Source organism: Kushneria halocnemicola (assembly GCF_965650455.1).
Lineage (GTDB): Bacteria > Pseudomonadota > Gammaproteobacteria > Pseudomonadales > Halomonadaceae > Kushneria.
Genome location: NZ_OZ287968.1, coordinates 3,050,165 through 3,075,192 on the forward strand (window position 1 = coordinate 3,050,165; position 25,028 = coordinate 3,075,192).

Sequence of the window (25,028 nt, forward strand, 5' to 3'; positions counted from 1 at the left end):
GGCCCGAGCCGGGTCATCGATCATCACTGAAGGGAGACAGGCATGACGGATATCACGGAAAGGGCAGGTGGCTGCCTGTGCGGCCAGGTGCGGTTTACGGTGCGTCATGGTGGCGAGGTGCATGTCTGCCACTGTTCGCTGTGCCGCAAGGCGACGGGCGGCCCCATGCTGGGGGTGGTCTGTGACGGTGCGCCGGTCTTTGACGAGGCCTCGCCCGTGGGCATCTATCACTCCTCCGAGCAGGGCGAGCGCGGCTTTTGCCTGCGCTGCGGCAGCCAGCTCTATTTTCGCCATACCCCTGACAGCAGCTATGCATTCACGGCCGGCACCTTTGACGACCAGTCCTGCATGGTCATGACCGAAGAGATCTACATCAAGGACAAGCCCGGCTTCTACAACTTCGCCAACGAAACACGGCGCTACTCGCAGGATGTGGGCAGTGACCTTGTCCCGCGCGAGGGGTAGTTACAGCCGTCGGATCGGCGTCCCCGCAAGCCAGGCCTCGATGTTCTCGATCGCCTGGCCAAACCAGGTGCGGTAGTTGGTGTCGCTGACATAGCCGATATGCGGGGTGGCCAGCACATTGGGCAGCCGGCGCAGGGGGTGATCAGACGGCAGGGGTTCCTGCTCGAAGACATCCAGCCCCGCACCGGCGATTTGCCCTGCCTCGAGCGCCTCGATCAGTGCGCTCTGATCAACGATGGCCGCGCGCGAGGTGTTGATCAAAAGCGCGGCGGGTGACATCCACGATAGCGCCTGTCGATCGATCAGATGACGAGTGCGTTCGCTCAGCACCAGATGGATCGAGACGATATCGCTTTCGCTCAGCAGCGCCCGTTTCGACTCGGCAAGCGTCACGCCGGCCTCGGCGCAGCGCGCCGGGGTCAGGTGTTCACTCCAGGCCAGCACCTCCATATCGAAGGCCCGGGCGATGCGCGCCATGCGCGTGCCGATCTTCCCCAGCCCCACAATGCCCAGCGTACGTCCGGCCAGCGTCATGCCCACCGTGCTCTGCCACGGCCCATTGGTGATGAGGTGATGCTGTTCCGTGGCAATATGGCGGGCCAGCCCCAGTATCAGTGCCCAGGCAAGCTCCGCCGGCGGCGCCGGGTGGCTGTCGGTGCCGCATACCGTGATGCCCTGCTCGTGCGCTGCCTCCAGATCGATGGCCGCATTGCGCATCCCCGGGGTAATCAAAAGGGTCAGATGGGGCAGGCGTGCCAGCAGCGAGGCCGAAAAGGGCGTGCGCTCGCGCATGATGACAATGACGTCGAAGGGAGAAAGCCGCTCGACCAGTGCATCTTCCTCATCGAGATGGTCGTGAAAGACCGTGATCGCCACGCGCCCTTCAAGGCGTGACCAGTCGGCCATGGCAAGGGCCGCGTTCTGATAGTCATCGACAATGGCGCAGCGCATGGGTGGCCCTCCCGGCGGTTGTTATCTGGTGACGGTCTACTGACGCGCGCGGCGCATCGGCATGTTATCGACTGTGTCGAAGAGCTGGCGCGGGTCGACAAAGCCCTGTTGTTCGACCTTTTTGCCGCCATCCTTGCCGACAAGCACCGTGGTCAGCGGCCCCTGCGCCGAAAGGCCCAATGATGACAGCAGCGCGCCGGTTTCGGCCTGCGTCAGGGCCTGGCCCTCCTTCATGGCGTTGCCCCCCTCGACGGTGTAGAGCACCATCTCCCGGTCGTTGAAGGCGTCGCGCTGCGTCTCGATAATGCCGCGCATGCGCTCGTAGTCGCTGTTGTCGGCGCTTGGCGTCACCATGATCAGCGGTCGGGACTGCCACTTGTCGGCCAGCAGCGGGTTGGCGGCCGGGTTGCTCTCGCCGGCCTGTGCGCCGCCGCCTGTCAATCCGGCGGCCAAAAGCGCCGGTATGAGCCAGTGTTTCATGATCTGCTCCCTGGTCAGACTGTCTTTCATGCTTTCCCAGCATAGCCTTTGACATGATTATCATCACCACACCCTGCTTAATACCGAGAGGTTTCTCATGCAGCTGCGCTTTCTGGGCACCTCGGCCGGCATGCCGACCCGAACCCGCCATGTCAGCGCACTGGCGCTTTCCTTTGAGGGGCAGCGGCGCTGGATACTCATCGACTGCGGTGAAGGCACCCAGTATCAATTGATGCACACGCCCCTGAGCGTGGCGCGTCTTGAGGCCGTGCTGATCACCCATGTCCACGGTGATCACTGCTACGGCCTGCCGGGGCTTCTGGCCAGCGCCTCGATGGCCGGGCGTCGGGCTGCGATGACCATCGTGGGGCCACCGGCGGTGCGCGACTATCTCGAGGCGGTCAGGGCGAGCACCGGGTTGCACCTCGGCTTTGAGCTGATCCATATCGATGCCGCCACCCTGATCGACACTCGGCTGGCGCTCAGTGACGTGACCGTGCGCGCAACCCGACTTTCTCATGGCATCGAGTGCTACGCCTATGCGTTTGAGGAGCGCCATGTCGAGGCAGCGCTCGATGTTGATCGGCTCAGGGCGGAAGGCGTTGCGCCCGGCCCGGTCTGGGGCCGGCTCCAGCGCGGCGAGACGGTCATCGATGAGCAAGGGCGGCGCCTGAGCGGTGGCGACTATCATCTGGCCTCGCGCACCCCGCGGCGGCTGGTGGTGGCCGGCGACAACGACACGCCCGACCTTCTTGCCGGGTTGTGTCAGGGCGCCCACGTGCTGGTCCATGAAGCGACCTACACCGAGGCGGTGGTCAGGCATCTGGGTACGGACAATGGCCACAGCAGCGCCGCGCGCATTGCCGCCTTTGCCCAGCGCGCCGGGTTGGGGGCGCTGGTACTGACGCATTTCAGCCCGCGCTACGCCAGCCGACCCGGCGGGGCGCATCATATCGACGAGATCGAGCACGAAGCGCGCGCACACTTTACCGGCACGCTGATGCTGGCCGAGGATCTGGCCGTGTACACGCTGTCGCGCGAGCACACGCTGCAGCGATGTGAATGACGCCGGGCCCGGCTACAATAGGCACTCACGCGCCTTTTTCATGACCTTCAGGGAGCCCGGATGACCCGCCGTCTGATCATTGCCATTACCGGTGCGACCGGCTTTGTCTACGGCGCTCGCGCCCTGGAACTGCTCAGGCCGCTGGATATCGAGACGCATCTGGTCGTGTCCAAATCCGCCGAGCTGACCCGGCGCTACGAGACCGGCATCAGCCGCGAGCAGCTTTTTGCGCTGGCCGATGAGGTCCATCCGGTGGGCGATATCGGCGCCTCACTGGCCTCCGGCTCCTTTAAAACGCTGGGCATGCTGGTGGCGCCCTGCTCGGTCAAGACCATGTCCGAGATCGCTGCCGGCACGACGACCAATCTCGTCTCGCGCGCCGCCGATGTGGTGCTCAAGGAGCGCCGTCGGCTGGTGCTGATGCTGCGGGAAACGCCGCTGCATCTGGGGCATCTGCGCACCATGACGGCCCTGACCGAAATGGGTGCCATCCTGTTTCCGCCGGTGCCGGCCTTCTACGCCCGGCCGGCCACGCTCGAGGAGATGGTCGATCACAGCGTGGCACGTGCGCTCGACCTGTTTGATATCGAAATCGACGGCATGCCGCGCTGGGGAGAAAATCTCCATCCGCCGGGCAGGGGCTGAATGCGACGGTCTACGCTTTGAACAGGTCCGCGCGCGCGGCGCCCATCACCCGATCTACAGGGAGTCGTTCATGACATCGTTTCTTCCATTCGGTCTGCTGGCGGGCGCCGTGTTGCTGCTGGCGGGCTGCGCCGGCGGTGATCACACCCAGACATCGCAGCGAAGCGCCGCACAGGCCACGCCCTCCGCCGGTGAGCTGACCAGCATTCGCTACGATGTCGGCCCCTGCCACGGCTTTTGCCCGGTCTACTCCGTCGAAGTGCGCGCCGACGGCACCACCAGCTTCATCGGTCGGCAACACACACAGGTCTACGGCCGGCAGGCCCGCCAGAACGGCGAGCAGGCGCTAACGCAGCTTCAGCGCACACTCGCCCCCTGGCAGCCGGTCATGAACCAGCAGCGTGAATCCACCGGCTGCGGTGCACGCATCACGGACATGTCACAGTACACCGTCACCTGGACCGGCCGCGACGGGCGCCAGGCAAGGCTTTTGCATGACGGCGGCTGCCGCTCGGCAAGCGCCCTGGCGCTGACGCGTCTGCTCGATGAGGCCATTCCCGACCGGCTCGGCATTTCGAGCTGGATCGGTACGCCCTCGACGTCCAACGCGGTCACGGCGCCTGCAAACTGATGCGAAAGAAGTCCGACCTGCCGACCAAGACCTGCCCGGTGTGTGATCGCCCGTTTACCTGGCGCAAGAAGTGGGCGCGCAACTGGGACAGCGTGATCTACTGCTCCGAGCGCTGTCGGCGCTCGAAGTCATGACACTGTGACCGGGGTGTCATCGCGATGACATCCAGACTTGCCATGCTGCGCCTGAAAGATGCCATCCATGGTCACGGAGCAACGCTCATGCTGGGTCTGACATCACGGGAAATGGAAAGGCTGGTACAGCGCGACATTCATCCGGTGCGCGTTGACGGCAGCGACTGTCTGGTCAGGATGCACGGCCGAGTGCTTCGCTGTACCCCACACGATCTCCACCGCCTCGCTGCCCCCTCACTGCGCGAGCGCATGCGTGGCCGAATCGATCGGCTCTCCAGAGCCTGATGGCTTCCCTCCCCATTGAACCTGCGCCGGATAATCCGAGCGCAGGTCCTGCGCCCATATTGAAGGGCCACTGAATTATCATCCGAAGGTGTCAACGCAGACTTGAGAAGATTAGAGTAACGGCCGATATGCCTGTCAGGTTATTAGCAATTACTTAAACGAACGCTGTCAGTCAGCGCCCGCCGCTCTGGTACTTCTTCTCATGCGAACCAAAGGTTATCTCCTGCGCCAGGGGCTTGCGCTCTTTGCGGCCACGCTTGTCACCCTCTTTCTGATCGCCGTGATCTGGGAGTTCTGGCTAGAGGCGCAGGCCTTTCGACTTCTGGACTGGGGCCCGCCGCCGGATTTTGATACCGCCTCGCGCTGGCGCTTCATTCTGACCTGCACCGGCTTTGCCGCGATCGCCATGATCGTGCCGGGCTGTCTGTGCCTGCGACTGATCTGGCGACTGCGCCATCGCTATCGCCAGCTGCTGGCCGCGCGTGCGCGCAGCAACCATCTGGCCCAGCACGATGGGCTGACGGGGCTAATGAACCGGCATTATTTCATGACCCGGCTGCACGCCCGGCTGAGCCCGCTGCTGGAACAGACGGCACTGCTGGTCATTGATATCAACGCCTTTCAGAGCATCAACGATGCCTACGGCAACACCGCCGGAGACTACGCCCTGCGCCGCATGGCCAGCAGGCTGAACCGTGTCCGGGCCGTGGGAGACCCGTTGCTGGGGCGGCTGGGGGGCGACGAGTTCGTGGTGGCGCTGACCGGGGCTCTGAGTCCGCGCGATATTCTTGACCAGGCACAGTCGCTCCAGCGTCAGGTGCAACAGCCGCTGGTCTGCGGCAGTGGGCGCGTGACGCTGGAAGCCACCATCGGCATTGCCATTGCGCCACTGCATGCCACCTCGGCCGATCAGCTGCTCGCCGCGGCCTATGACGCGATGCACGACGCCCGAAGCAGGGGCGAGCGGATACGGCTGCAGGAAAGCTGTTTGTCACAGGCGCAGCAGGAGGATCTCCAGCGCGCGCAGCGCCTGCGCCAGGCGCTGGATCATGGCGAGATCGTACCCTTTTACCAGCCGGTCGTGTCCCTTTCGAACCGAGAGACGGTAGGCGTCGAGATTCTGGCCCGCTGGCAGCATCCCGAGCGTGGTCTGGTCCCGCCCGATGAGTTTATCCCGCTGATCGAAACCCTGGGGCTGATGCCGGAAATGACCCGCCATCTGCTCGACACCGCGATGCATGACAGTCGCCAATGGCCCGGCGCGCGCTTTCTTGCAGTCAATATCACGGCCTCCTATCTGGAAGATCAAAGCTTTACGGCACAGATAGCCGCACTGCTTGAGGCGCATGCGTTTCCGGCCGATCGTCTTGAAGTCGAGATTACCGAAAACGTGCTGATCGAACGCCTCGACATCGTGCAGCAAAACCTGAACCGGCTGCACGGGATGGGCGTGCACGTGTCGCTGGATGACTTCGGGACCGGCTATTCGGGGCTTTACCACCTGGCCCGACTGGATATCGACAAGATCAAGATCGATCGCTCCTTTTTTGATGCCGAAGAGATCCGTCAGGACAATCTGGTCCGTTTGATCATCGCCATGGGCCGTTCACTGGGCATGGCGGTCGTGGCCGAGGGTATCGAGGAGGAGCGTCTCGCCGAGCGTCTGGCACAGCAGGGTTGCCACCTCGGGCAGGGGTATCTGTTCGGCCGGCCGATGCCTGCCAACGCCCTGTACGACCATCTTGTCTCCCGGGTTCATGAAACCGTCAACCCCTGAGCGTCCATCTCTGCCAGGCTTTGAGACATTCCCTGCAAGGAGAGGCCCATGACTGCCCTGAAGGATGATCGCCCCGGTCTTCGCGACATGCGCCGTCTGGTCGAGCCCGCCGCCACCGCCCTGGGCGGGTCGCCTGGCGCCCGCGCCGCCACGGTAGCCGAGCTGGCCGAGCGTGACGGCTACACCCCCGACTTTCTGGCCGACATGCCGGTGGCACTGCCCGTGCCGACGGACGCGCTGGCCGAGGACGTGACCCCGGTGCCCGGGCGCGATGATGGCCGCCTGGATTACACCCATTTTTCGCTGGTGATGTCGCGCAGCCGGCGGCTTGCCCTGTTTACCGCCGTCAATATCGACGGCAGTGCGCTGGTCAGTGTGCCCCGCGGCAGTGATCACTGGCGGTATGACCCGCGCATCGATCGCGACCTGCAGGCCGGCCCCGATCTCTACAGCCGCAATCCGCTCGATCGCGGCCATCTGGTGCGTCGTACCGCACCCAACTGGGGCGAAAACGCCTCGATCGCCAACGACGACACCTTTTATTTCACCAATGCCACGCCGCAGCTGGCCGGGTTTAACCAGCAGACCTGGCTGGGCCTTGAAAACTACCTGCTGGATAACGCCCGCGCCGATCGTCAGCGCATCACGGTCTTCTCCGGGCCGGTGCTTGATTCGGACGATCGCGTGTACAGGGGCATTCAGATCCCCGAGGCCTACTGGAAGGTGGTCGCTTTCATGGGGGAAGACGGTCGGCCCTCGGCGACGGCCTACATGATCGAACAGGGCGACGGGCTCGATCAGCTCGGTTTCATGTTCGGCCAGTACCGCACGTATCAGCGCAGCGTGGCGCGCATCGAGGCGCTGACCGGGCTGGATTTTGGTGATCTGGGCGACTTTGATGGCTTCTCCAACGAGGAGCGCATGACCGGCGTGCGTATCGAGGCCGAGATACGCGGGCCGGAAGATATCCGGGTATAACGGACACTGGATCAGCGAGCGGATGAACACGGATGACACGTACCTGCCATGACATGCGGTTCTGGCGCCACCCGGGCCTGCCGTGGCTGGAAGCGCGTCTGACCCGTGACGTCCGGTCGGTGTGCTACGCCCGCCACAGCCATGACGCCCTGTCACTGGGCGCCGTGCTGGAAGGACACAGTCACTACGAGTACTGCCATGAGGGGCGTGAACACGTTGCGGCCGTGTCGAAGGGCAGCGTGGTGGCGATGAACCCGGGGGAGGTGCACGCCTGCAACCCCGGCGACGATACGCCCTGGTCCTATGTCATGCTCTATATCGACCCATCCTGGCTGGCGGTGCGTCAGTCGCAGGGCCATCGCGGCTTTCAGCCACTGGCCGGCCGTGTCAGTCGTGATCCGACGCTTTTTCAGGCGCTCTCGGCACTGGCCGAGCGGCTTTTTGCGACCGACAGCTCGCTGGTGATCAAGGACGTCGAGCGCGTAGTCGATATGGCCGTTGAGGTGCTGGGCACGGCGCCAGACGCCGGACAGCAGAGGCCGGATGACGATAGCGGCATCACGGCCCGCGCTGCGGCGTTGATACGACAGCACTGTCTGTCTTCCTTGAGCCTTGAACAGGTAGCGCGCGCCGTCGGATGCTCGCGGTTTACCCTCATTCGCGGCTTTCGACGCGACTACGGCATTACGCCTCACGCCTTTTTGATTGACTGCCGGATCCGCTGCGGTCAGCGCTCGCTCAAGCGCGGCGAGGGCATCGCCGAGACCGCGCTGCACTGCCGGTTTGCCGATCAGGCGCACTTCCAGCGCACCTTCAAGCGCTTCACTGCGGCTACGCCCCAGCAGTACCGCCGGTCGACATCAGCGCCATGGCCAGCGCACTGGCCACCAGCAGCGCCGCCATTATCCGATTGAGCCGGCGCAGATGGTGCGGCTGAGTCAGCCGCGCACCCAGATAGCTTCCCATGGCTGCCCAGGCACTGACGCTGGCATAACACAGCGTGAAAAAAATGACGGCCAGCACCGCGATGCTGGCGCCATCGTGGGTATAGGCGCTCACTGCCGCGGCCGAGGCCACCCATGCCTTGGGGTTGAGCCACTGCATCATCGCGCCGTGCCAGAAAGAGGGCGCCGCAGCAGGCGTGGCGGTTGCTTCCTGCCCCGAGGCCCTGACCAGCATCGCGGCCATGTAGAGCAGAAAGGCCACGCCCGCCCAGCGCAGCAACACACCGGCCAGGGGCACATGGTGAAACAGCGACTGAAGCCCCAGCCCGACCAGCACCAGCAGCAGGGTGAACCCCATGCTCGCCCCCGTCACATGGCGCAGGCTGCGCGACAGCCCATGATTGAGCCCGGCGCTCAGCGCCATGATATTGACGGGGCCGGGCGTGAGCGAGGCGGCCAGCGCAAAGGCGGCCATGGAGAAAAGCAGGGTAGAAGACAAAAGGGAGACTCCCGGGTCGTTGATCCCTGGAGTCTGACAGTGGCGTGACAACGCGTATTGAACAATATTGCCCGTCGCTCGACACCGGTGATTTTGGCGCTTTCTCTACTGCCCTGATGGCCTTACCTGCCAGTAGGCCTGTTCACGAAAACCGTACCGATCATCTACCGCGCGTGGTGAGTATCGCGACACAGCGCCAGCATCAGCGCGATTCTGGCCTTGACCGGTGAGAGTGCCGCCATGATCGGGAAGGCGGCCTCCGGTGTCGGCAGTAACCGGCCCTCGTTGCAGCGCGCGGCCACTCTGATTTCGATTCCGGCAGCCCGGGCCCGATGGGCGGCCTGCTCGATGGCGTGATGAAGGCTGGCGTTGCCGGTCGCGCCCAGCACGATACCTGCCACCGGCTCAGAAGTGCCGCTCTGGCGCTCGCGAACGAGTGTATCGATCAATGCGCCGCTGGCGCCGGCGTGGCTTAAAACGATCTCGACGCGCGGCCACCGATTGACGGCCGGCAGCGTCACGGCTTCGCCGGTCTGATTCGATGCCTCTGTTGGCGGCCAGTGTCGAAGCAGGCGCACGCCGCCTTCCTCCACGTAGCCGATCGGGCCGGCATCGCCGGAACCGAAGGCATCAAGCCGATAGGGATGGTCCTTGCGTACCTCTACCGCGCCGTGAATCTCACCGGCACAGACCACCGTGACGCCTGCTGCCGCCGGGGTTGCCACAATCGCCAGCGCGTCGCGCAGGTTTTGCGGCCCGTCCGGCATCAGGGCAGTCGATGGGCGCATGGCGCAGGCCAGTACGACGGGTTTGATCGATGACAGCACCGAGTGCAGGAAAAACGCTGTCTCCTCGGCTGTATCGGTGCCGTGCGTGATCACCAGCCCTGCGACGTCTTCGTGGGCCAGCCAGTGCTCGCAGCGTTCATGCAGCGCCTGCCAGGTCGCGGTGTCCATGTCCTTGCTGTCGAGTTGAGCGACCTGCTCGGCGTGCAGGGCAAAGCCCTTGGGTGTGGTAATGCCTCCGAGCAGATCCTCCACGGATACCGTGCCGGCGGTGTAGCCAAGGTTGGCCCCGGCCTCCGGGGAAGAGCCGGCAATGGTGCCGCCAGTGCCGAGCACGACGATGCGACGTGATCCTGTCGATGAAGGGTGTGTCATGAAAGCTGCTTCCTGGTTGCCAGCCATAAAAAATTACCAGCCGTAAAAGCGGGGCCAGAGGTCGATGCCACCGTCAGGGCGCAGGGCGCCATATTGCGGATGCTGAGCACCGGTGGCACATGCGTGGTTGGGCAGAATACGCAGGCGCGTGCCGATGGGGAAATGTTGTTTGATGTCGTGATCGATGTCGCGGGTACAGGACAAAATGCCGTGCTCCTGATTGGCACCGCTGAGGATATAACCTTCCAGCACGGTGCCGTCTTCGGTGCATGCCTGGCCGAAACCAAAATCGTGCTGCTGCTTCTGCGTGCCGCGGTCGCGGCTCATCGCCATCCAGCCGGCATCCACGATGGCCCATCCCTTTTCTTCCTGATGACCGATGACGGTGGTGAGAACGCTCAGTGCGATGTCATCCAACGTACAGACGCCCACATTGTGCATGACCAGATCGAACAGCACGTAAACCCCGGCGCGAACTTCCGTCACCCCCTCAAGATGCTCGGCGCTCAGGGCGGTAGGCGTTGACCCCACGCTGACCACGGGGCATGAAAAACCGGCGTCCCGAAGTCTGTCGGCTGCTCGCACGGCACCCTTGCGCTCCTGTTCGGCGATGCTCAAAAGATCTTCAGGGGTGTTGTAGTCGTAGCTCGAGCCTGCGTGGGTCATGACGCCACCAAAATGCACGCCGCTCTCCTGCAGGGCGCGTGCAATCTCCAGCAGGGCATTGTCCTCGGGTTTGACGCCTGAGCGATGGCCGTCCGAATCGATCTCGATCCAGACCTCGAACGTCGCGTCATGCGCCTTGCCGAAATCGCCGAGAGCCTGGGCAGCGTCGATATTATCCACGATGAGCTTCAGGGCGCAGCCCCGCTGACGCAGCGCAAGCGCCTGAGAAAGTTTGCTCGGCACCATGCCCACGGCGTACAGGATGTCGGTCATGCCGGCATTGAAAAACTGCTCGGCTTCCTTGAGCGTCGAGACGGTAATGCCCTGGGCGCCGGCCGTCATTTGCGCCTGGGCCACGGCGGGGCACTTGGTGGTCTTGACGTGAGGGCGAAAGCGCACCCCGAGCGTGTCCATTCGTCCCTGCATGCGTTTGATATTGCGCTGCATGCGTTCGACATCGATCAGCGCAGCAGGGGTCTCAAGGTTCTGGATCGTGGTCATCGGGCTCTCGATCTAAAGACGTAGAAGACAGTATATTGACACTTTGTAAAACAATGGACAAACTGTCAAAAAGTTCAGGGCAGCGAGCGCTCAACATGACACAACGAACCCCGGAGCAGCAGTTGCTGCTTGAACAGCTTCAGCAGGTTGCGGACGGGATCGCCCGGACCTTCGCCCCGTTTTGTGAGGTGGTCGTGCATGACCTGCTCAATCCCTCTCATGCAGTGCTTGCGATCCATAACAATCTGTCCGGTCGGGAGGCTGGTCATCCGGCCACCGAACTGGGGCTGGCCCGTATTCAGGATGCCGACGTCGAGCAGGTGATCGCCAACTATCCCAACAGCTTCGTGGATGGTCGCCAGGTCAAGAGCACCTCGATCGGGATCAAGGACGCCGACGGGCAATATATCGCCGCGCTGTGCATGAACATCGATCTCACCGTGTTTCAGGGCTTTCAGGGCATGCTGAATCAGTTCGTCGACATTCAGACGGCGGCACCGGCCAGGGAGTCGTTTGACCCCATGGGCGCCGATGCCATTCGCGCGCGCATCGATGAATTTGCCGCGCGCCTGGCCACCACGCCGCGCGCGCTCAAGGCGGACGAGCGCCGCACGCTGGTCAAGGAGTTGAAGGCCGCGGGTCTGCTGGAGCTGCGCCGGGCGATGGAAATCGTCGCCGCCCATCTGGGCGTGTCCCGCGCTTCGGTCTATGGCTATGCGAAGTAGCCCCCGGCGCTGAAGAATGTCAAAAGCATCCGCAATTGATGCGGATATTGAATCGTTTGATCCGGCTGACAGGCCGAGAAAGGAGCCCCATGAACCAGCTTCCCACCTTTGACGACGTCGTGGCCGCCGCAGGGCGCATTGAAGGTCACGCACACCGCACGCCGGTGATGACCTCGCGTACCCTGGATGAGGCCATGGGCGCGCAGGTGTTTTTCAAATGCGAGAACTTTCAGCGCATGGGCGCCTTCAAGTTCCGGGGCGCCTTCAATGCGCTTGCCCGGTTCAGTCCCGAGCAGAAGCAGGCCGGGGTCGTGGCGTTCTCCTCCGGCAATCACGCCCAGGCCATTGCCCTTTCCGCCAGGATTCAGGACATTCCGGCGACCATCGTCATGCCCGAGGATGCCCCGGCCGCCAAGGTGGCCGCGACCAAAGGCTATGGCGCCGACGTGGTGATGTATGACCGCTACACCGAAGATCGTGAGCAGATCGGCCGCGACCTGGCCGAAAAGCATGGCCTGACCCTGATCCCGCCCTACGACCACCCTGATGTGATCAGCGGACAGGGCACGGCCGCCAGGGAGCTTTTCGAGGAGGTCGGTGCGCTGGATGCGCTGTTCGTTTGTCTGGGGGGGGGTGGCCTGCTGTCAGGCTCTGCGCTGGCAGCTCGGGCCCTGTCGCCGGAGTGCAAAATCTATGGTGTCGAGCCCGAGGCGGGTAACGACGGGCAGCAATCGTTTCGCTCAGGGGAAATCGTTCACATCGACACCCCCCGCACCATTGCCGATGGCGCGCAGACCCAGCATCTGGGCCAGCTGACGTTTCCGATCATTCAGCGTGATGTCGACGACATTCTGACCGCCTCGGATGCCGAGCTCATCGAGTGCATGTCGTTTCTGGCCGAGCGCATGAAGCTGGTCGTCGAACCCACCGGCTGTCTCGGCTTCGCCGCGGCGCGGCAGATGAAAGACGCGCTCAAGGGCAAGCGCATCGGCGTCATCATCAGCGGTGGCAATGTCGACATGGCGCGATTTGCCAGCCTTTTGGCCCCCTGATGCTTTTGACGACCTGCCCCTGAGCGGCCTGCCCTCGGGCCGCTCATTTCCACCCCAGCGCTCAGGGCTTCGATCCTTCATGGTCGACGGTCAGGAGTTCCCTCGTCCCTTGATACCTGTTTGTCGATAAAAGAAAGGACCGCTCACCATGAATCAAGCCGTTCACCATCCCGGGCTTCGCTGTGAGAACAGCGCGGCAATATCGCGTCCCGGCGGACATTACTCCCATGTCTGCATGGGCGCCGGCCAGGTCTTTATTTCCGGCCAGCTCCCGATCCGACCGGATGGGTCGCATCTCAATGACGCTTCCTTCGAGGATCAGGCCCGCCAGGTACTGGCCAACGTCGATGCCTGCCTGGCCTGCGCCGGTGTGGATAGAACAAGCCTGATGCAGGTGCGCATCTATGTCACCGATATTAAAAATTGGCCGGCGTTCAACGAACTTTATGCCGACTGGCTGGGAGATCATCGCCCGGCGCGCGCGGTCGCCGGGGTGGCCCAGCTGCACTTTGGTTTCGCAGTTGAGGTCGAGGCCGTCGCGCTGCTCGGTCAAGACGTTTGACGACGGCCTAGAAAATGCGCCGGTCGATACCAAGGGTATCCATCAAACGGGTGGCGATCTCCTCGACCGAGTAGTTGGTGGTGTCCAGATAGGGGATGCGCAGCCGCCGATACAGCGCCTCGACCTCGGACAGCTCCAGCCGGCACTGTCTCAGGGAGGCGTAGGTGCTGGCCGTGCGCCGCTCGTTGCGAATGGCGGCGAGCCGGTCGGCGTTGATGGTCAGTCCGAACAGCTTGCCGCGCTGCTCTCGAAGCGCTGGCGGCAGCGCCAGGCGGTCCATGTCATCGGCAATGAAGGGATAGTTGGCAACCCGCAGGCCGAACTGCATGGCCAGATAAAGGCTGGTGGGCGTTTTGCCGCAGCGCGACACGCCGATCAGAATCACCTGCGCCTGTTCGAGATGGCGCAGCGACAGGCCGTCGTCGTGGGCCAGCGCGTAGTCGATCGCGGCGATGCGCTCGTCATAACGCGCCACGTTGCGCTGATTGAGGCCGTGGGTGCGGTGCAGCGTCGGGTGCGGCGCCATCTGGAGCTCTTCACTGAGCGGGGCGATGACGGATTCGATCACATCGTGGCAAAAGCCATGACTCGACAAAATGATCTGGCGGATGTCGTCGCTGACGATCGAGTAAAAGACGATGGCGCGCTCGCCGGTCTCGGCAAAGATTCGGTCGATGCGGTCACGGATCTCGTTGGCGCGCTCCCGGGTGTCGACAAACGGCCAGGTGCGCTGGGTAAATTCCGTATCAAACTGGGAAAGAACGGCGTGACCCAGCACTTCCATGGTAATGGCCGTGCCATCGGAAATATAAAACACTGTTTTTGGCATAAGGGTCTCTCTTCCCGGCATAAAAAGACACGGTTTATCAGGCATTAAACCACGGTAACGGTCAAAATGGTGCAGTTCCATTGCGACCTTATTTGTCAAATTTGCGCATGCACTACAAAACGTGTAGTGGTTTTTTGTGCCGCTTTTTTCGTTATATATTGTTTATATTTCAATGGCCTATAGCCATCATTTAATACTTTAAGCTAATGACTTGTAGTAGTCTTTCAAAATGCTCCTGGCCTTAAAACCTGTCATCAGGGCTATGGCAGGCCGAAGAAAATGATTACGCTCTGCTCGACTGTCACATGACAGAAAGGCTTTAAAAGACGTCGTTTCCATTCGGTCGTGCGATGAATTGACACGCCCTGAGCGACGTTTTTTTACGTTGTTTACTTTTGGGTAGGGCACTGCCGGTTCCTTCGGGTTCTGGTGGCTAAAGGATTGCCGGGAGAGACGAGAATGAGTGATCGCATGGTGACAGATGACAATCGCCCCAATGACGCTGACCTGAATGTGCTCTGGTATGACCAGGTCGGTATGCACGACGTCAATCGTGTTGGAGGCAAAAACGCCTCGCTGGGCGAGATGATCAGCCATCTGGCCAGCCTGGGGGTTCAGGTGCCCAACGGCTTTGCGACCACCGCCGATGCATGGCGGCGCTTTCTGGAACAAAGCGGTCTGGATGATCGCATTCATGCCCTGCTCGACGAGACCGATATCGACGATACGCAGGCGCTGTCGGCCGCCGGAACACGCATTCGTCAGTGGGTCATCGATACGCCCTTTACGGCCGAGCTCGATGACGCCATCGCCACTGCCTACGAGCAGCTGGCCGGGGATAACCCGAACGCCTCCTTTGCGGTGCGCTCTTCGGCCACGGCCGAGGACATGCCGGACGCCTCCTTTGCCGGTCAGCAGGAGACCTTTCTCAACGTGCAGGGGCTGGACGCCGTGCGCGAGGCGATCCATCACGTGTTTGCCTCGCTGTTCAACGACCGCGCCATCTCCTACCGCGTGCATCAGGGCTACGACCACAAGGGCGTGGCGCTGTCGGCCGGCGTCCAGCGCATGGTGCGCTCGGATCTGGCCACCTCGGGTGTCATGTTCACCATCGACACCGAATCCGGCTTTGATCAGGTCGTGTTCATCACCGCCGCCTGGGGGCTGGGCGAGATGGTGGTGCAGGGCGCCGTCAATCCGGACGAGTACTACGTTCACAAGCCCGGCCTTGCCGCCAATCGCCCGTCGGTGGTGCGCCGCAGCATGGGCACCAAGGCCGAGCGCATGGTCTACGCCGATGATCGCGCTCACGGCAAGCAGGTGCGCATCGAGCCGGTTGATGCCGCGGATCAGGATCGGTTCTGTTTGAGTGACGACGAGATCGAGGCGCTGGCCCGTCAGGCCATGCTGATCGAGGAGCACTACGGCCGCCCGATGGACATCGAGTGGGCCAAGGACGGCCACACCGGTGAGCTTTTGATTGTCCAGGCGCGTCCGGAAACCGTGCGTTCGCGCAAGCAGGTCATGGAGCGCTATCACCTCAAGTCCCGCGGTCCGGTAGTGGCCGAAGGCCGTGCCATCGGTCAGCGCATCGGTGCCGGCCCGGTGAAGATCATTGCCGACATCAGCCAGATGCACGAAGTCTCGCCCGGCGACGTTTTGGTCACTGACATGACCGACCCGGACTGGGAGCCGATCATGAAGCGTGCCGCGGCGATCGTGACCAACCGCGGCGGACGCACCTGCCATGCAGCGATCATCGCCCGTGAGCTGGGCATCCCGGCGGTGGTCGGCTGTGGCGATGCCACCGAGCGTCTGACCTCGACTTCACATGTCACCGTGTCGTGTGCCGAAGGCGATACCGGCTACATCTACGACGGCGAGCTGGAGTTCGAGATCAAAAGCGCCGCCATCGATGATCTGCCGGAGCTGCCGCTCAAGCTGATGATGAACGTCGGTAACCCCGACCGCGCCTTTGACTTTGCCACGCTGCCCAACGAGGGCGTGGGTCTGGCGCGGCTGGAGTTCATCATCAACCGCATGATCGGCATCCACCCGCGCGCGCTGCTGGAGTTTGATCGCCAGACGCCGGCGCTGCAGGCCGAAATCAAGAGCCGTATTGCCGGCTACAGTGATCCGGTCGAGTTCTACGTGGCCCGTCTGACCGAAGGGATGGCGACGCTTGCCGCGGCCTTCTGGCCCAAGCGGGTGATCGTGCGCCTGTCGGACTTCAAGACCAACGAATACGCCAACCTGGTGGGCGGTGAGCAGTACGAGCCGCACGAGGAAAACCCGATGCTGGGCTTCCGCGGTGCCGGTCGCTACGTCTCGCCGGACTTCCGTGACTGCTTCGCGCTGGAGTGTCAGGCGGTCAAGCGGGTGCGCGACGTCATGGGCCTTGAAAACGTCGAGATCATGATTCCGTTCGTGCGCACGCTGAAAGACGCCAGCGCCGTGATCGAGACGCTGGAAACTCAGGGTCTCAAGCGCGGTGAGAACGGCCTCAAGGTCATCATGATGTGCGAGCTGCCCTCCAACGCGCTGCTGGCCGATCAGTTCCTTGAGTACTTCGATGGCTTCTCGATCGGCTCCAACGACATGACCCAGCTCACCCTGGGGCTGGACCGTGACTCGGGTACCGTCTCCGAGCAGTTCGACGAGCGCAACGAGGCCGTTCTGGCGCTGCTGTCGATGGCCATTCGCGCCGCCAAGCGTCAGGGCAAGTACGTCGGCATCTGCGGGCAGGGCCCGTCGGATCACCCGGACTTTGCCGCCTGGCTGATGAGCGAGGGCATCGACAGCCTGTCGCTCAACCCGGACACGGTGATCAATACCTGGATCGCGCTGGGTGAGCAGGGCAACGGTGGCGCAAGCCAGACCGGCAACGACACACCGGCGTCACTGATCAACAAGTAAATCGATCAGCACGCAGGACGATGCATGACGTCATCGACCGTCCGGCCCGCAAGGGTCGGACGGTTTTTTCATGTCTGACGGGCCACCTTCATCGGCAAGGTTTAACGCGGTGCATCGAAGGTGGTCAGTACCGTGGCCATGACCAGCGCCGCTGCACCGCGCGCCGGCGTCAGGCGGCTTTGCGTCAGCACTCGCGGGATGATCAGCGCCGCCTCCGGCAGCAGTCGGCGCTGGGTGCGTTCAAAGGCTGTCAGCGCCGGCGTCAAGAAGGCCGGACCAAGCGCGGTCAGCGTGCCGCCGATCACGATCTCGGCCGGATTGAGCGTGTGGTGCAGATTGTGCAGCAGCATGCCAAGCGCCCGCCCGGCGCGGGCAAGCACCGGGGCGGTACGTTCGGCGGGCAGGGCCGCCACGGCGGTGGCCAGATCAGCGTCGTCGCCAATGCCAAGCTGCTGACGCAGGCGCCAGCCGCTGACCAGCGTCTCGGCGCAGCCGTAATTGCCGCAGTGACACAGCGTGCCCTCGGGGTCGAGCAGGGTGTGGCCGATTTCGCCGGCCAGACCGTGCACGCCGCGGATGATGCGTGGCGAGGCCGCGTTTTCCACCAGACCGCTGCCGATCCCGATATCGGCGCTGACAAACAGCAGCGAGTCAGGCGCCCTGTCATGGGCAAAATAGAGCTCGCCAAAGGCGGCCAGCGAGGACTCGTTGTCCATCAGCCTGAGCCCCGGCAGCGGCGGCAGGTGATGCGCCAGAAGCGCCAGAAATCGGACCCGATGCCAGCCCAGGTTGGGCGCCAGTCCCAGCAGCGGTTCATTCGGCATGACCGGGCCGGGCAGCGCCACGCCCACGCCCAGCAGCCGGCGCGCATCGAGACCGTCGCCTGCCAGCAGGGCCATGAGTTCATGGGCCAGCTGACGGGCAGCGTCCTCGGGGGTGGTGCCGGTACGCGGCAGGCAGCACTGTGCCAGCGTGGCGCCGGACAGGGTACAGGCCAGCAGCCTGAGCTCATCGACGCCGACTTCCACCCCCAGCAGCAGGTGATGATGCTCGTTCAGGGACAGCTCACGCCCCGGGCGGCCACCGCGCCGGCGCTGAAGCGCGCCCTCCTCGAGCCAGCCGCTGTCCAGCAGGGTGGTCACGGCGCTGCCCACGGTGACCTTGGTCAGTCCGGTTTCCCGGGCCAGTTCGGTGCGGCTCATGTTGGGACGGCGGCGCAGCGCATCAAGAATGGCCAGGCGATTGCGCTGTTTCAGAGAGTTGAGATCGCCGGCAGGGCGCGGGTCTGACGAGCAGGTCATGGTGATGGGCCCCGGGTGGCGATAGCGAACAGACAGGCAGATGACGTCCACCGATTCGACGATGAGAATCGATGGCCCCTCTCTTCTATCATTGAACGCACCCTGATGCCTGACAAGACATGCCTGGACCATGGTCGTGCGTCGACCTATGTCCAATGGCTGTCGCACGGGGGCAGGTAGACACTGCTTGGTAAGAGCTCTTAATTAAATCAAGACTGATGGAAGCAACGTCATGACACGCCCGATTTACCCCGATCTGAAAGACCGTCGCATCGTCGTGACCGGTGGCGGTTCCGGTATCGGTGAAGGCATCGTGCACGCCTTTGCCGAGCAGGGCGCCGAGGTGCATTTTCTCGACATTATCGATGAGGCCGAGGCGCTTGCCGAGTCGCTGGGCACGCACGTGCACTTTCACCGCTGCGATCTTACCGACCCGAAGGCACTCGATCAGGTGCTCATGGATATCGGCACGGTGGATGTACTGGTCAACAACGCCGCCAACGACGATCGCCACACCCTGGAAGAGGTCACGCCCGAATACTGGGACGACCGCATGGCGATCAATCTGCGCCACCAGGCGCTGGCCGCCCGCGGCGTTGCGGCCGGCATGCGGGCGCAGGGCCATGGCTCGATCATCAACATGGGGTCGATCAGCTGGCATCTGGGCGAGCCCGGCATGGTGCTCTACGAAACCGCCAAGGCCGCCATCGAGGGGCTGACCCGGGCGCTGGCCACCGAACTCGGTGGTGACGGCATTCGGGTTAACTGCGTCATTCCCGGCAACGTGAAAACCCCGCGTCAGTCGCGCTGGCACTCCCCCGAGGATGAGGCGCGGATCGTGACCGAACAGAAGCTCAAGGTGCGCCTGCACCCGCATCACGTTGCAGCCATGGTGCTCTTTCTCGCCTCCGATGCGGCAGGGGGCTGTACGGCGCACAACTACTGGGTGGATGCCGGCTGGCTGTAACGACCCGAGACCCGGCCGGGGTCAACTCTTTATTAAACAATAACGCTCGATAAAACACCGGTTTCAATAAAACAAGATCCCAGGAGTGACCGCCATGCAATCAGAGACTTCGGTTCAGGACGAGGACGGCCGAAAACAGCAGTTCTACGTGTTCGTTATCTGCTGCGTTGCCGCCCTTGGCGGCTTTTTGTTCGGCTTTGACAGCGGGGTCATCAACGGCACCGTGGATGGCCTGCAGGCCGCTTTCAATTCCGAAGCCGCCGGTACCGGCTTCAACGTGGCTTCGATGCTGCTGGGCTGTGCCGGCGGCGCTTTCTTTGCCGGCCGGCTGGCAGACCGCTTCGGCCGACGGATGCTTTTGATCGTGGCGGCGCTTTTTTTCATCGTCAGTGCGTGGGGTTCCGGCGTCTCCCAGGGATCGTTTGAATTCGTGATCTATCGCATCCTTGGCGGTATCGCGGTGGGCGCGGCGAGCGTCATGACGCCGGCCTACATCAGCGAGGTGGCACCAGCCGCCATTCGCGGGCGGCTGGCCACCATTCAGCAGGTCGCCATTATTATCGGTCTGTTCATGGCATTTGTGAGCAACTACCTGCTGGCGCGAGTGGCCGGCGCCTCGACCGCCGAGTTCTGGGGCGGTTTTGAGGCCTGGCGCTGGATGTTCTGGATGGAGCTGGTGCCGGCCGTGATCTTCTTTCTGGCGCTTCTGGGCATTCCGGAAAGTCCGCGCTTTCTGATCAGCAAGGGCGAGGGCAAAAAGGCGCTCAAGGTCCTCAAGACGCTGATGCCCGGTCACGAGGCGGAGCAAAAGGCCGGTGCCATCCGCACCTCGCTGCATCGCGAGCGCACGCCCGGGCTGTCCGATCTGGTTAACGGCGCCACGGGTCGTGTACATCGCATCGTCTGGGTGGGCATTGGTCTTGCCGTATTCCAGCAGCTGGTCGGCATCAACGTGGTGTTCTACTACGGCGCGGTGCTGTGGCAGTCGGTGGGCTTTACCGAAAGCGATGCACTGTTGATCAACATCATCAGCGGCGCGGTCAGTATTGCGGCCTGTCTGGTCACCATCGCAATGGTCGACAAGATCGGGCGCAAGCCGATCCTGTGGGTCGGGTCGGTGGGCATGACGGTGACGCTTGGTATTCTGGCGTATGCCTTCTCGACCGCCGCGATCGTCGACGGTTCGCTGCGTCTGTCCGATAACATGGGCATCGTGGCGCTTTTGGCGGCCAACGTTTACGTCATGTTCTTCAACGGCTCCTGGGGGCCGGTCATGTGGGTCATGCTCGGCGAGATGTTCCCCAACCAGATGCGCGGCTCGGGGCTTGCCGTGGCGGGGCTTTTCCAGTGGCTGGCCAACTTCGGCATCACCATGACCTTCCCGATCATGCTGGCCGGTATCGGTCTGGGCGGGGCCTATGGCATCTATGCCTTCTTTGCGCTGCTCTCGGTATTTTTCGTCTTCAAGATGGTCAGGGAAACGCGCGGTCGTGAGCTCGAAGACATGGCCTATGAGTGATACCGCCATCCATTCTTGATGTCTGCATCATGTCGCCCGGCCATCGTGCCGGGCGATTTTTTTGATATCTGTTTTTAACATCAGCGCCGTTGCTATACGGGGGTTTCATATCGAGTGTGTCGCCCCGCAGATGCCCCGAAAGTGGTGCGTAACTTTAGTCTCAGCGCCCGTGTCAGGCGTTTCGCCCACAGGTGCCCTCCCTGCTGGCCCGGCCCGTTACCGATAGCCAATCGGGTATCACTTTGCGTTACAGGACGCATTAGTCGTCGCTTAAGTCGCCCCGTATGTTGATCCCAGTGTGTCAGTGGCGCGCTCTGTCGCCCCTGCGCACCCACGAACAACAAACTGCCCCACAAGGGCCCGGAGTGCACGATGTCCCTGCTACCTGCCGTTACCCGCGTCATTGCCACCACGCTCATGGCCCTGGTGCCTCTGGGGATGGCCCATGGCAGTGATGACAACGTCAAGATCGGCTTTATCGTCAAAAAGCCCGAACAGGCCTGGTTTATCAACGAGCAGCGCGCCGCCAGCGAACTGGGACAGGAGCAGGGCTTTGGCGTGGTGCGCCTGGCCGGCGAGGATGGCCAGCAGGTGCTCAGCGCCATCGATAACCTCAACGCCCAGGGCGCGCAGGGCTTTGTGATCTGTCCGCCGGATGTCCGCCTTGGCATGGCGATCGCCAATCGGGCGAAGCAGTACGGCATGAAGGTCGTCACCGTGGACGATCAGTTCGTCGGCAGCGACGGCGAGCCGCTGGAGGGTGTCCCCCATCTGGGCATGTCGGGCTACAAGATCGGCCAGCAGGTCGGCAGCGCCATCGCCGAAGAGATGCAGCGCCGCGGCTGGGACATGGAAAATACCGGCGCGCTGCGCATCTCCAATAACGAGCTGCCCACCGCACGCGAGCGCACTGATGGCGCCACCCAGGCCCTGCTTGATGCCGGTTTCAGCAAGGACAACGTGATCGACGCGCCGCAACAAAATACCGATACAACCAGCGCCTTCTCGGCGGCCTCGCCGATGTTTTCCAAGTACGGCAAATTCGATCACTGGGTGATCTACGCCCTCAACGAGGAGAGCGTGCTGGGCGGCGTGCGGGCCAGCGAGCAGTACGGGCTGTCGCCCGACAATGTCATCGGGGTGGGCATCAACGGCTCGGGCGCGGCCTTTGCCGAGTTCTCGCGTGAAAGGCCCACCGGCTTCTACGGCACGGTCGCGGTCAGCTCGACCATGCACGGTCGCCAGAGCGCCGAGAACCTCTATCAGTGGATCACCGAGGACAAGGCGCCCCCGGCCAACACCGAGACCACCGGCACCCTGATGACCCGGGACAACTGGGAAGGCGTGCGTGAGGAGCTGCAGCTGTGAGTTCGGCCCCGGCCACGGCCACGGCAATGCCCGGCGTGACCGAGACCGACCCATGGCTGTCGGTGGAAAACGTCACCGTCGAGTTCCCGGGCGTTCGGGCCCTTGATGACGTGAGCTTCAGCGCGCGTGCCGGTGAAGTGCACGCCCTGATGGGCGAAAACGGCGCCGGCAAGTCGACCCTGCTCAAGGTGTTGAGCGGCGTGAACCGCGTCACCGACGGCGCGGTTCTGATCGGAGGCGAGCGCCACGTCTTTGCCAACGCTCGCGAGGCGTTGCGCCTGGGCATTGCGATCATCTATCAGGAGCTCACACTCTCGCCCAACCTGTCGGTGGCGGAAAACCTGCTGCTGGGCCAGCTGCCGCAGCACTACGGCATCGTCGATCGAAAGCGCCTGCGCGAGCGGGCCCTTGGCATTCTCGAGGAGCTGGGCGAGGGCAGCGTGCATCCGGCCACGAAAGTGCGTGATCTCTCGATCGGCCAGCAGCAGATGATCGAGATCGGTCGGGCGCTGCTGCGCGACGCCCGCATTATTGCCTTTGACGAGCCGACCAGCTCGCTGTCGGTACAGGAGACGCGCCAGCTCAAGCGCATCGTCCAGCGCCTGCGCGATGAAGGCCGGGTGGTGCTGTATGTCACCCACCGCATGGAAGAGGTCTTCGAGATGTGCGACGCCGTCACGGTCTTTCGGGACGGGCGCCATATCGTCACCCACGACGCCCTGGCGGGGCTCACCCAGGATCAGCTGGTCAGCGAGATGGTCGGGCGCGATATCGAGGACGTCTACGGCTATCGCGCCCGTGACACCGGCGAGGTCATTCTGAAGGTGGACGCGCTGGAAGGCCGCGGGCTCAAGTCCCCGGTAAGCTTCGAGGTTCGCCGCGGCGAAGTGTTCGGGTTTTTCGGGCTGGTCGGCGCCGGTCGCAGCGAGCTGTTGCGGCTGGTGTGCGGCGTGGAAACCCCGAAAGCCGGCGAGATTCACTTCAACGGCCGCAGCGGGCGTTTTGGCTCCCCCGGAGAGGCAATTCGGACCGGCATCGCCATGTGTCCGGAGGATCGCAAGTCTCAGGGCATCTTTCCGGTGGCCAGCGTCACCGACAATCTCAACATCAGCTGCCGGCGCTTTTTCAAGCGTCTGGGGCTGTGGCGCGACCCAAAGCGCGAGCTTGAAAACACCCGCGACTATATCCAGAAGCTGCGCATTCGCACCCCGGGCCCGCGCACCCGCATCAGCACGCTCTCCGGCGGCAACCAGCAAAAGGTCATCCTGGCGCGCTGGCTTTCCGAGCAGATCGAGCTGTTCGTGATGGACGAGCCCACCCGCGGCATCGATGTCGGTGCGCGGCGCGATATCTACAACCTGCTGTATGACCTGGCCGATCAGGGCAAGGCGGTGGTGGTCATCTCGAGCGATCTGACCGAGGTCAGCGCGATCTGTGATCGCATCGGCGTGATGCGCAGCGGGGCACTGGTCGACATTGTTGATCGTGACGCCGCCACGCCCGAGCGGCTGCTGGGACTGGCGCTGCCGTCCTGATACCGGGACACGGTCAATAACAACAGGCAATAACAACACGATGTCTGGAGAAGAGTGAATCATGAGTAGCGACAAGAGCGTTCACGCCGACGACAGCGGTCAGGCCCCCGGACGACAGGGTCTGATGAAGCCGCTTCGCACCCTGCTGGACACCTCCGGGCTGATTGCCATTTTCATCGTGCTCTTTATCGCGCTGGCGGTGGCGATCCCTGATTTTCTGACCAGTCGCAACATGGTCGGTCTGCTGCTGTCGGTGACCATCATCGGCACCATCGCCACCACCATGATGATGGTACTGGCCCTGGGTGAGGTGGATCTGTCGGTCGCCTCGATCGTCGCCTTTGCCGGCGTCAGCGCCGCGGTTATCACCAGCGCGTCCGGCAGCGTGCTGATCGGTGCGCTGGGGGGCATTGCCGCCGGGGCCTTGGTAGGCGTGTTCAACGGCTTCGTGGTGGCCCGCTTTGGCATCAATTCCCTGATCGCCACGCTTGCTGCCATGGAGTTCGTGCGCGGGCTGGCCTACATCACCTCCGGCGGGGATGCGGTGATGATCACCGTGCCGGGCTTTTTTGAGCTGGGCAGCGCCTCCTTTCTGGGGCTGACCCTGCCGGTATGGACCATGATCATCTGTTTTGTGATCTTTGGCTTCGTGCTCAATCTCACCGCGTTCGGGCGCAACGTGCTGGCCACCGGCGGCAATCCGGAGGCGGCGGCGCTGGCCGGGGTCAACGTGCGCCGGCTCAAGATCATCGTGTTCGGCCTGCAGGGATTGGTCGCCGGTATCGCCGGGGTGCTTTTGACCTCGCGCATGGGACTGGGCGACCCGAATACCTCGATGGGGCTGGAGCTGGCGGTCATCTCGGCCTGTGTGCTGGGTGGCGTGGCGCTTTCCGGCGGGGTGGCCTCGATCACCGGTGTGCTGGTGGGCGTTTTGATCATGGGCTGCGTGCAAAACGCCATGGGGCTTTTGAACGTGCCGACCTTCTATCAGTATCTGGTGCGCGGCGCGATCCTGCTGCTGGCGGTGCTGTTTGACCGCTGGAAGCAGCAGCGGCGTCAGCGGGCCTGATCA

Annotated in this window: 25 protein-coding genes; 18 read left to right on the plus strand and 7 right to left on the minus strand. The window is 63.1% G+C overall.

All coding sequences use genetic code 11. The features are described 5' to 3' along the window. Window positions 1-42 precede the first annotated feature (42 nt). A complete protein-coding gene (locus ACS92L_RS13820; protein WP_438765601.1) occupies window positions 43-465 on the plus strand; it encodes a GFA family protein in 423 nt (140 codons plus the stop codon). Here ACS92L_RS13820 and ACS92L_RS13825 read toward each other — a convergent pair whose 3' ends face one another. Then, the gene (locus ACS92L_RS13825) at window positions 466-1,416 is read right to left on the minus strand and encodes a D-2-hydroxyacid dehydrogenase family protein (protein ID WP_438765603.1); all 951 of its coding nucleotides are present in this window, start codon (window positions 1,414-1,416) and stop codon (window positions 466-468) included. Between the two features lie 36 nt (window positions 1,417-1,452). Next, complete coding sequence (locus tag ACS92L_RS13830) at window positions 1,453-1,896, minus strand: DUF4174 domain-containing protein (RefSeq protein WP_438765605.1); 444 nt, start codon at window positions 1,894-1,896, stop codon at window positions 1,453-1,455. Between the two features lie 97 nt (window positions 1,897-1,993). On the opposite strand from ACS92L_RS13830, the gene ACS92L_RS13835 reads away from it, so the two are divergent. The 8 genes from ACS92L_RS13835 to ACS92L_RS13870 all read left to right on the plus strand — a co-directional run bounded on the left by ACS92L_RS13835 (window position 1,994) and on the right by ACS92L_RS13870 (window position 8,326). Next, window positions 1,994-2,962, plus strand: coding sequence for a ribonuclease Z (locus tag ACS92L_RS13835; RefSeq protein ID WP_438765607.1), 969 nt, complete (start codon window positions 1,994-1,996; stop codon window positions 2,960-2,962). Between the two features lie 60 nt (window positions 2,963-3,022). Next, a complete protein-coding gene (locus ACS92L_RS13840) occupies window positions 3,023-3,607 on the plus strand; it encodes a UbiX family flavin prenyltransferase (RefSeq protein WP_438765609.1) in 585 nt (194 codons plus the stop codon). 70 nt (window positions 3,608-3,677) lie between these two features. Beyond that, entirely contained in the window at window positions 3,678-4,238 is a 561-nt protein-coding gene (locus ACS92L_RS13845) for a DUF6438 domain-containing protein (protein ID WP_438765611.1), read from the plus strand. After that, window positions 4,238-4,372 (plus strand): DUF2256 domain-containing protein, encoded by a 135-nt coding sequence (locus ACS92L_RS13850; RefSeq protein ID WP_438765613.1) that lies wholly within the window; start codon window positions 4,238-4,240, stop codon window positions 4,370-4,372. The genes ACS92L_RS13845 and ACS92L_RS13850 overlap by 1 nt, the downstream gene beginning before the upstream one ends. Window positions 4,373-4,396: 24 nt before the next feature. Next, window positions 4,397-4,657 carry a hypothetical protein gene (locus ACS92L_RS13855; protein WP_438765615.1) on the plus strand — a complete coding sequence of 87 codons (261 nt, stop codon included), beginning with the start codon at window positions 4,397-4,399 and terminating at the stop codon, window positions 4,655-4,657. 202 nt (window positions 4,658-4,859) lie between these two features. After that, window positions 4,860-6,434: a putative bifunctional diguanylate cyclase/phosphodiesterase gene (locus ACS92L_RS13860; RefSeq protein ID WP_438765617.1), complete on the plus strand. Its 1,575-nt coding sequence runs from the start codon at window positions 4,860-4,862 to the stop codon at window positions 6,432-6,434. Between the two features lie 48 nt (window positions 6,435-6,482). Further along, complete coding sequence (locus tag ACS92L_RS13865) at window positions 6,483-7,412, plus strand: DNA/RNA non-specific endonuclease (protein ID WP_438765619.1); 930 nt, start codon at window positions 6,483-6,485, stop codon at window positions 7,410-7,412. Window positions 7,413-7,444: 32 nt separating this feature from the next. Then, window positions 7,445-8,326 carry an AraC family transcriptional regulator gene (locus ACS92L_RS13870; protein WP_438765621.1) on the plus strand — a complete coding sequence of 294 codons (882 nt, stop codon included), beginning with the start codon at window positions 7,445-7,447 and terminating at the stop codon, window positions 8,324-8,326. On the opposite strand, the gene ACS92L_RS13875 is transcribed toward ACS92L_RS13870, so the two are convergent. The 3 genes from ACS92L_RS13875 to ACS92L_RS13885 all read right to left on the minus strand — a co-directional run bounded on the left by ACS92L_RS13875 (window position 8,244) and on the right by ACS92L_RS13885 (window position 11,182). Then, the gene (locus tag ACS92L_RS13875) at window positions 8,244-8,855 is read right to left on the minus strand and encodes a LysE family translocator (protein ID WP_438765623.1); all 612 of its coding nucleotides are present in this window, start codon (window positions 8,853-8,855) and stop codon (window positions 8,244-8,246) included. The two genes, ACS92L_RS13870 and ACS92L_RS13875, sit on opposite strands and share 83 nt — an antisense overlap. A 164-nt stretch (window positions 8,856-9,019) precedes the next feature. Next, window positions 9,020-10,015, minus strand: a complete 996-nt coding sequence (locus ACS92L_RS13880; RefSeq protein ID WP_438765625.1) for an asparaginase — start codon at window positions 10,013-10,015, stop codon at window positions 9,020-9,022. A 33-nt stretch (window positions 10,016-10,048) separates the two neighbouring features. Next, the gene (locus tag ACS92L_RS13885; protein WP_438765627.1) at window positions 10,049-11,182 is read right to left on the minus strand and encodes a DSD1 family PLP-dependent enzyme; all 1,134 of its coding nucleotides are present in this window, start codon (window positions 11,180-11,182) and stop codon (window positions 10,049-10,051) included. Window positions 11,183-11,277: 95 nt separating this feature from the next. Between ACS92L_RS13885 and ACS92L_RS13890 the strand changes: the two genes are divergently transcribed. The 3 genes from ACS92L_RS13890 to ACS92L_RS13900 all read left to right on the plus strand — a co-directional run bounded on the left by ACS92L_RS13890 (window position 11,278) and on the right by ACS92L_RS13900 (window position 13,521). Beyond that, window positions 11,278-11,907, plus strand: coding sequence for a helix-turn-helix transcriptional regulator (locus ACS92L_RS13890; RefSeq protein WP_438765629.1), 630 nt, complete (start codon window positions 11,278-11,280; stop codon window positions 11,905-11,907). A gap of 89 nt (window positions 11,908-11,996) precedes the next feature. Beyond that, entirely contained in the window at window positions 11,997-12,959 is a 963-nt protein-coding gene (locus ACS92L_RS13895) for a threo-3-hydroxy-L-aspartate ammonia-lyase (RefSeq protein ID WP_438765631.1), read from the plus strand. Between the two features lie 148 nt (window positions 12,960-13,107). Continuing rightward, a complete protein-coding gene (locus ACS92L_RS13900; RefSeq protein WP_438765633.1) occupies window positions 13,108-13,521 on the plus strand; it encodes a RidA family protein in 414 nt (137 codons plus the stop codon). 7 nt (window positions 13,522-13,528) lie between these two features. Here the strand turns inward: ACS92L_RS13900 and ppsR are convergent, their stop codons facing one another. Next, window positions 13,529-14,350 carry a posphoenolpyruvate synthetase regulatory kinase/phosphorylase PpsR gene (gene ppsR / locus ACS92L_RS13905; RefSeq protein WP_438765635.1) on the minus strand — a complete coding sequence of 274 codons (822 nt, stop codon included), beginning with the start codon at window positions 14,348-14,350 and terminating at the stop codon, window positions 13,529-13,531. A gap of 459 nt (window positions 14,351-14,809) precedes the next feature. Between ppsR and ppsA the strand changes: the two genes are divergently transcribed. After that, entirely contained in the window at window positions 14,810-17,266 is a 2,457-nt protein-coding gene (ppsA, locus tag ACS92L_RS13910) for a phosphoenolpyruvate synthase (RefSeq protein ID WP_438765637.1), read from the plus strand. A gap of 101 nt (window positions 17,267-17,367) precedes the next feature. Here ppsA and ACS92L_RS13915 read toward each other — a convergent pair whose 3' ends face one another. Then, entirely contained in the window at window positions 17,368-18,567 is a 1,200-nt protein-coding gene (locus ACS92L_RS13915) for an ROK family transcriptional regulator (RefSeq protein WP_438765639.1), read from the minus strand. 232 nt (window positions 18,568-18,799) lie between these two features. Here ACS92L_RS13915 and ACS92L_RS13920 point away from each other — a divergent pair, with 232 nt between their 5' ends. From ACS92L_RS13920 to araH, 5 genes are all read left to right on the plus strand, one after another. Next, window positions 18,800-19,534, plus strand: a complete 735-nt coding sequence (locus tag ACS92L_RS13920) for an SDR family NAD(P)-dependent oxidoreductase (protein WP_438765641.1) — start codon at window positions 18,800-18,802, stop codon at window positions 19,532-19,534. 94 nt (window positions 19,535-19,628) lie between these two features. Then, entirely contained in the window at window positions 19,629-21,053 is a 1,425-nt protein-coding gene (locus ACS92L_RS13925; protein ID WP_438765643.1) for a sugar porter family MFS transporter, read from the plus strand. A 417-nt stretch (window positions 21,054-21,470) separates the two neighbouring features. Further along, complete coding sequence (locus tag ACS92L_RS13930) at window positions 21,471-22,421, plus strand: arabinose ABC transporter substrate-binding protein (RefSeq protein ID WP_438768489.1); 951 nt, start codon at window positions 21,471-21,473, stop codon at window positions 22,419-22,421. A gap of 26 nt (window positions 22,422-22,447) precedes the next feature. Continuing rightward, window positions 22,448-23,956 (plus strand): L-arabinose ABC transporter ATP-binding protein AraG, encoded by a 1,509-nt coding sequence (araG, locus tag ACS92L_RS13935; protein WP_438768491.1) that lies wholly within the window; start codon window positions 22,448-22,450, stop codon window positions 23,954-23,956. A gap of 61 nt (window positions 23,957-24,017) precedes the next feature. Further along, a complete protein-coding gene (gene araH, locus ACS92L_RS13940) occupies window positions 24,018-25,025 on the plus strand; it encodes an L-arabinose ABC transporter permease AraH (protein WP_438765645.1) in 1,008 nt (335 codons plus the stop codon). Window positions 25,026-25,028: the final 3 nt, after the last annotated feature.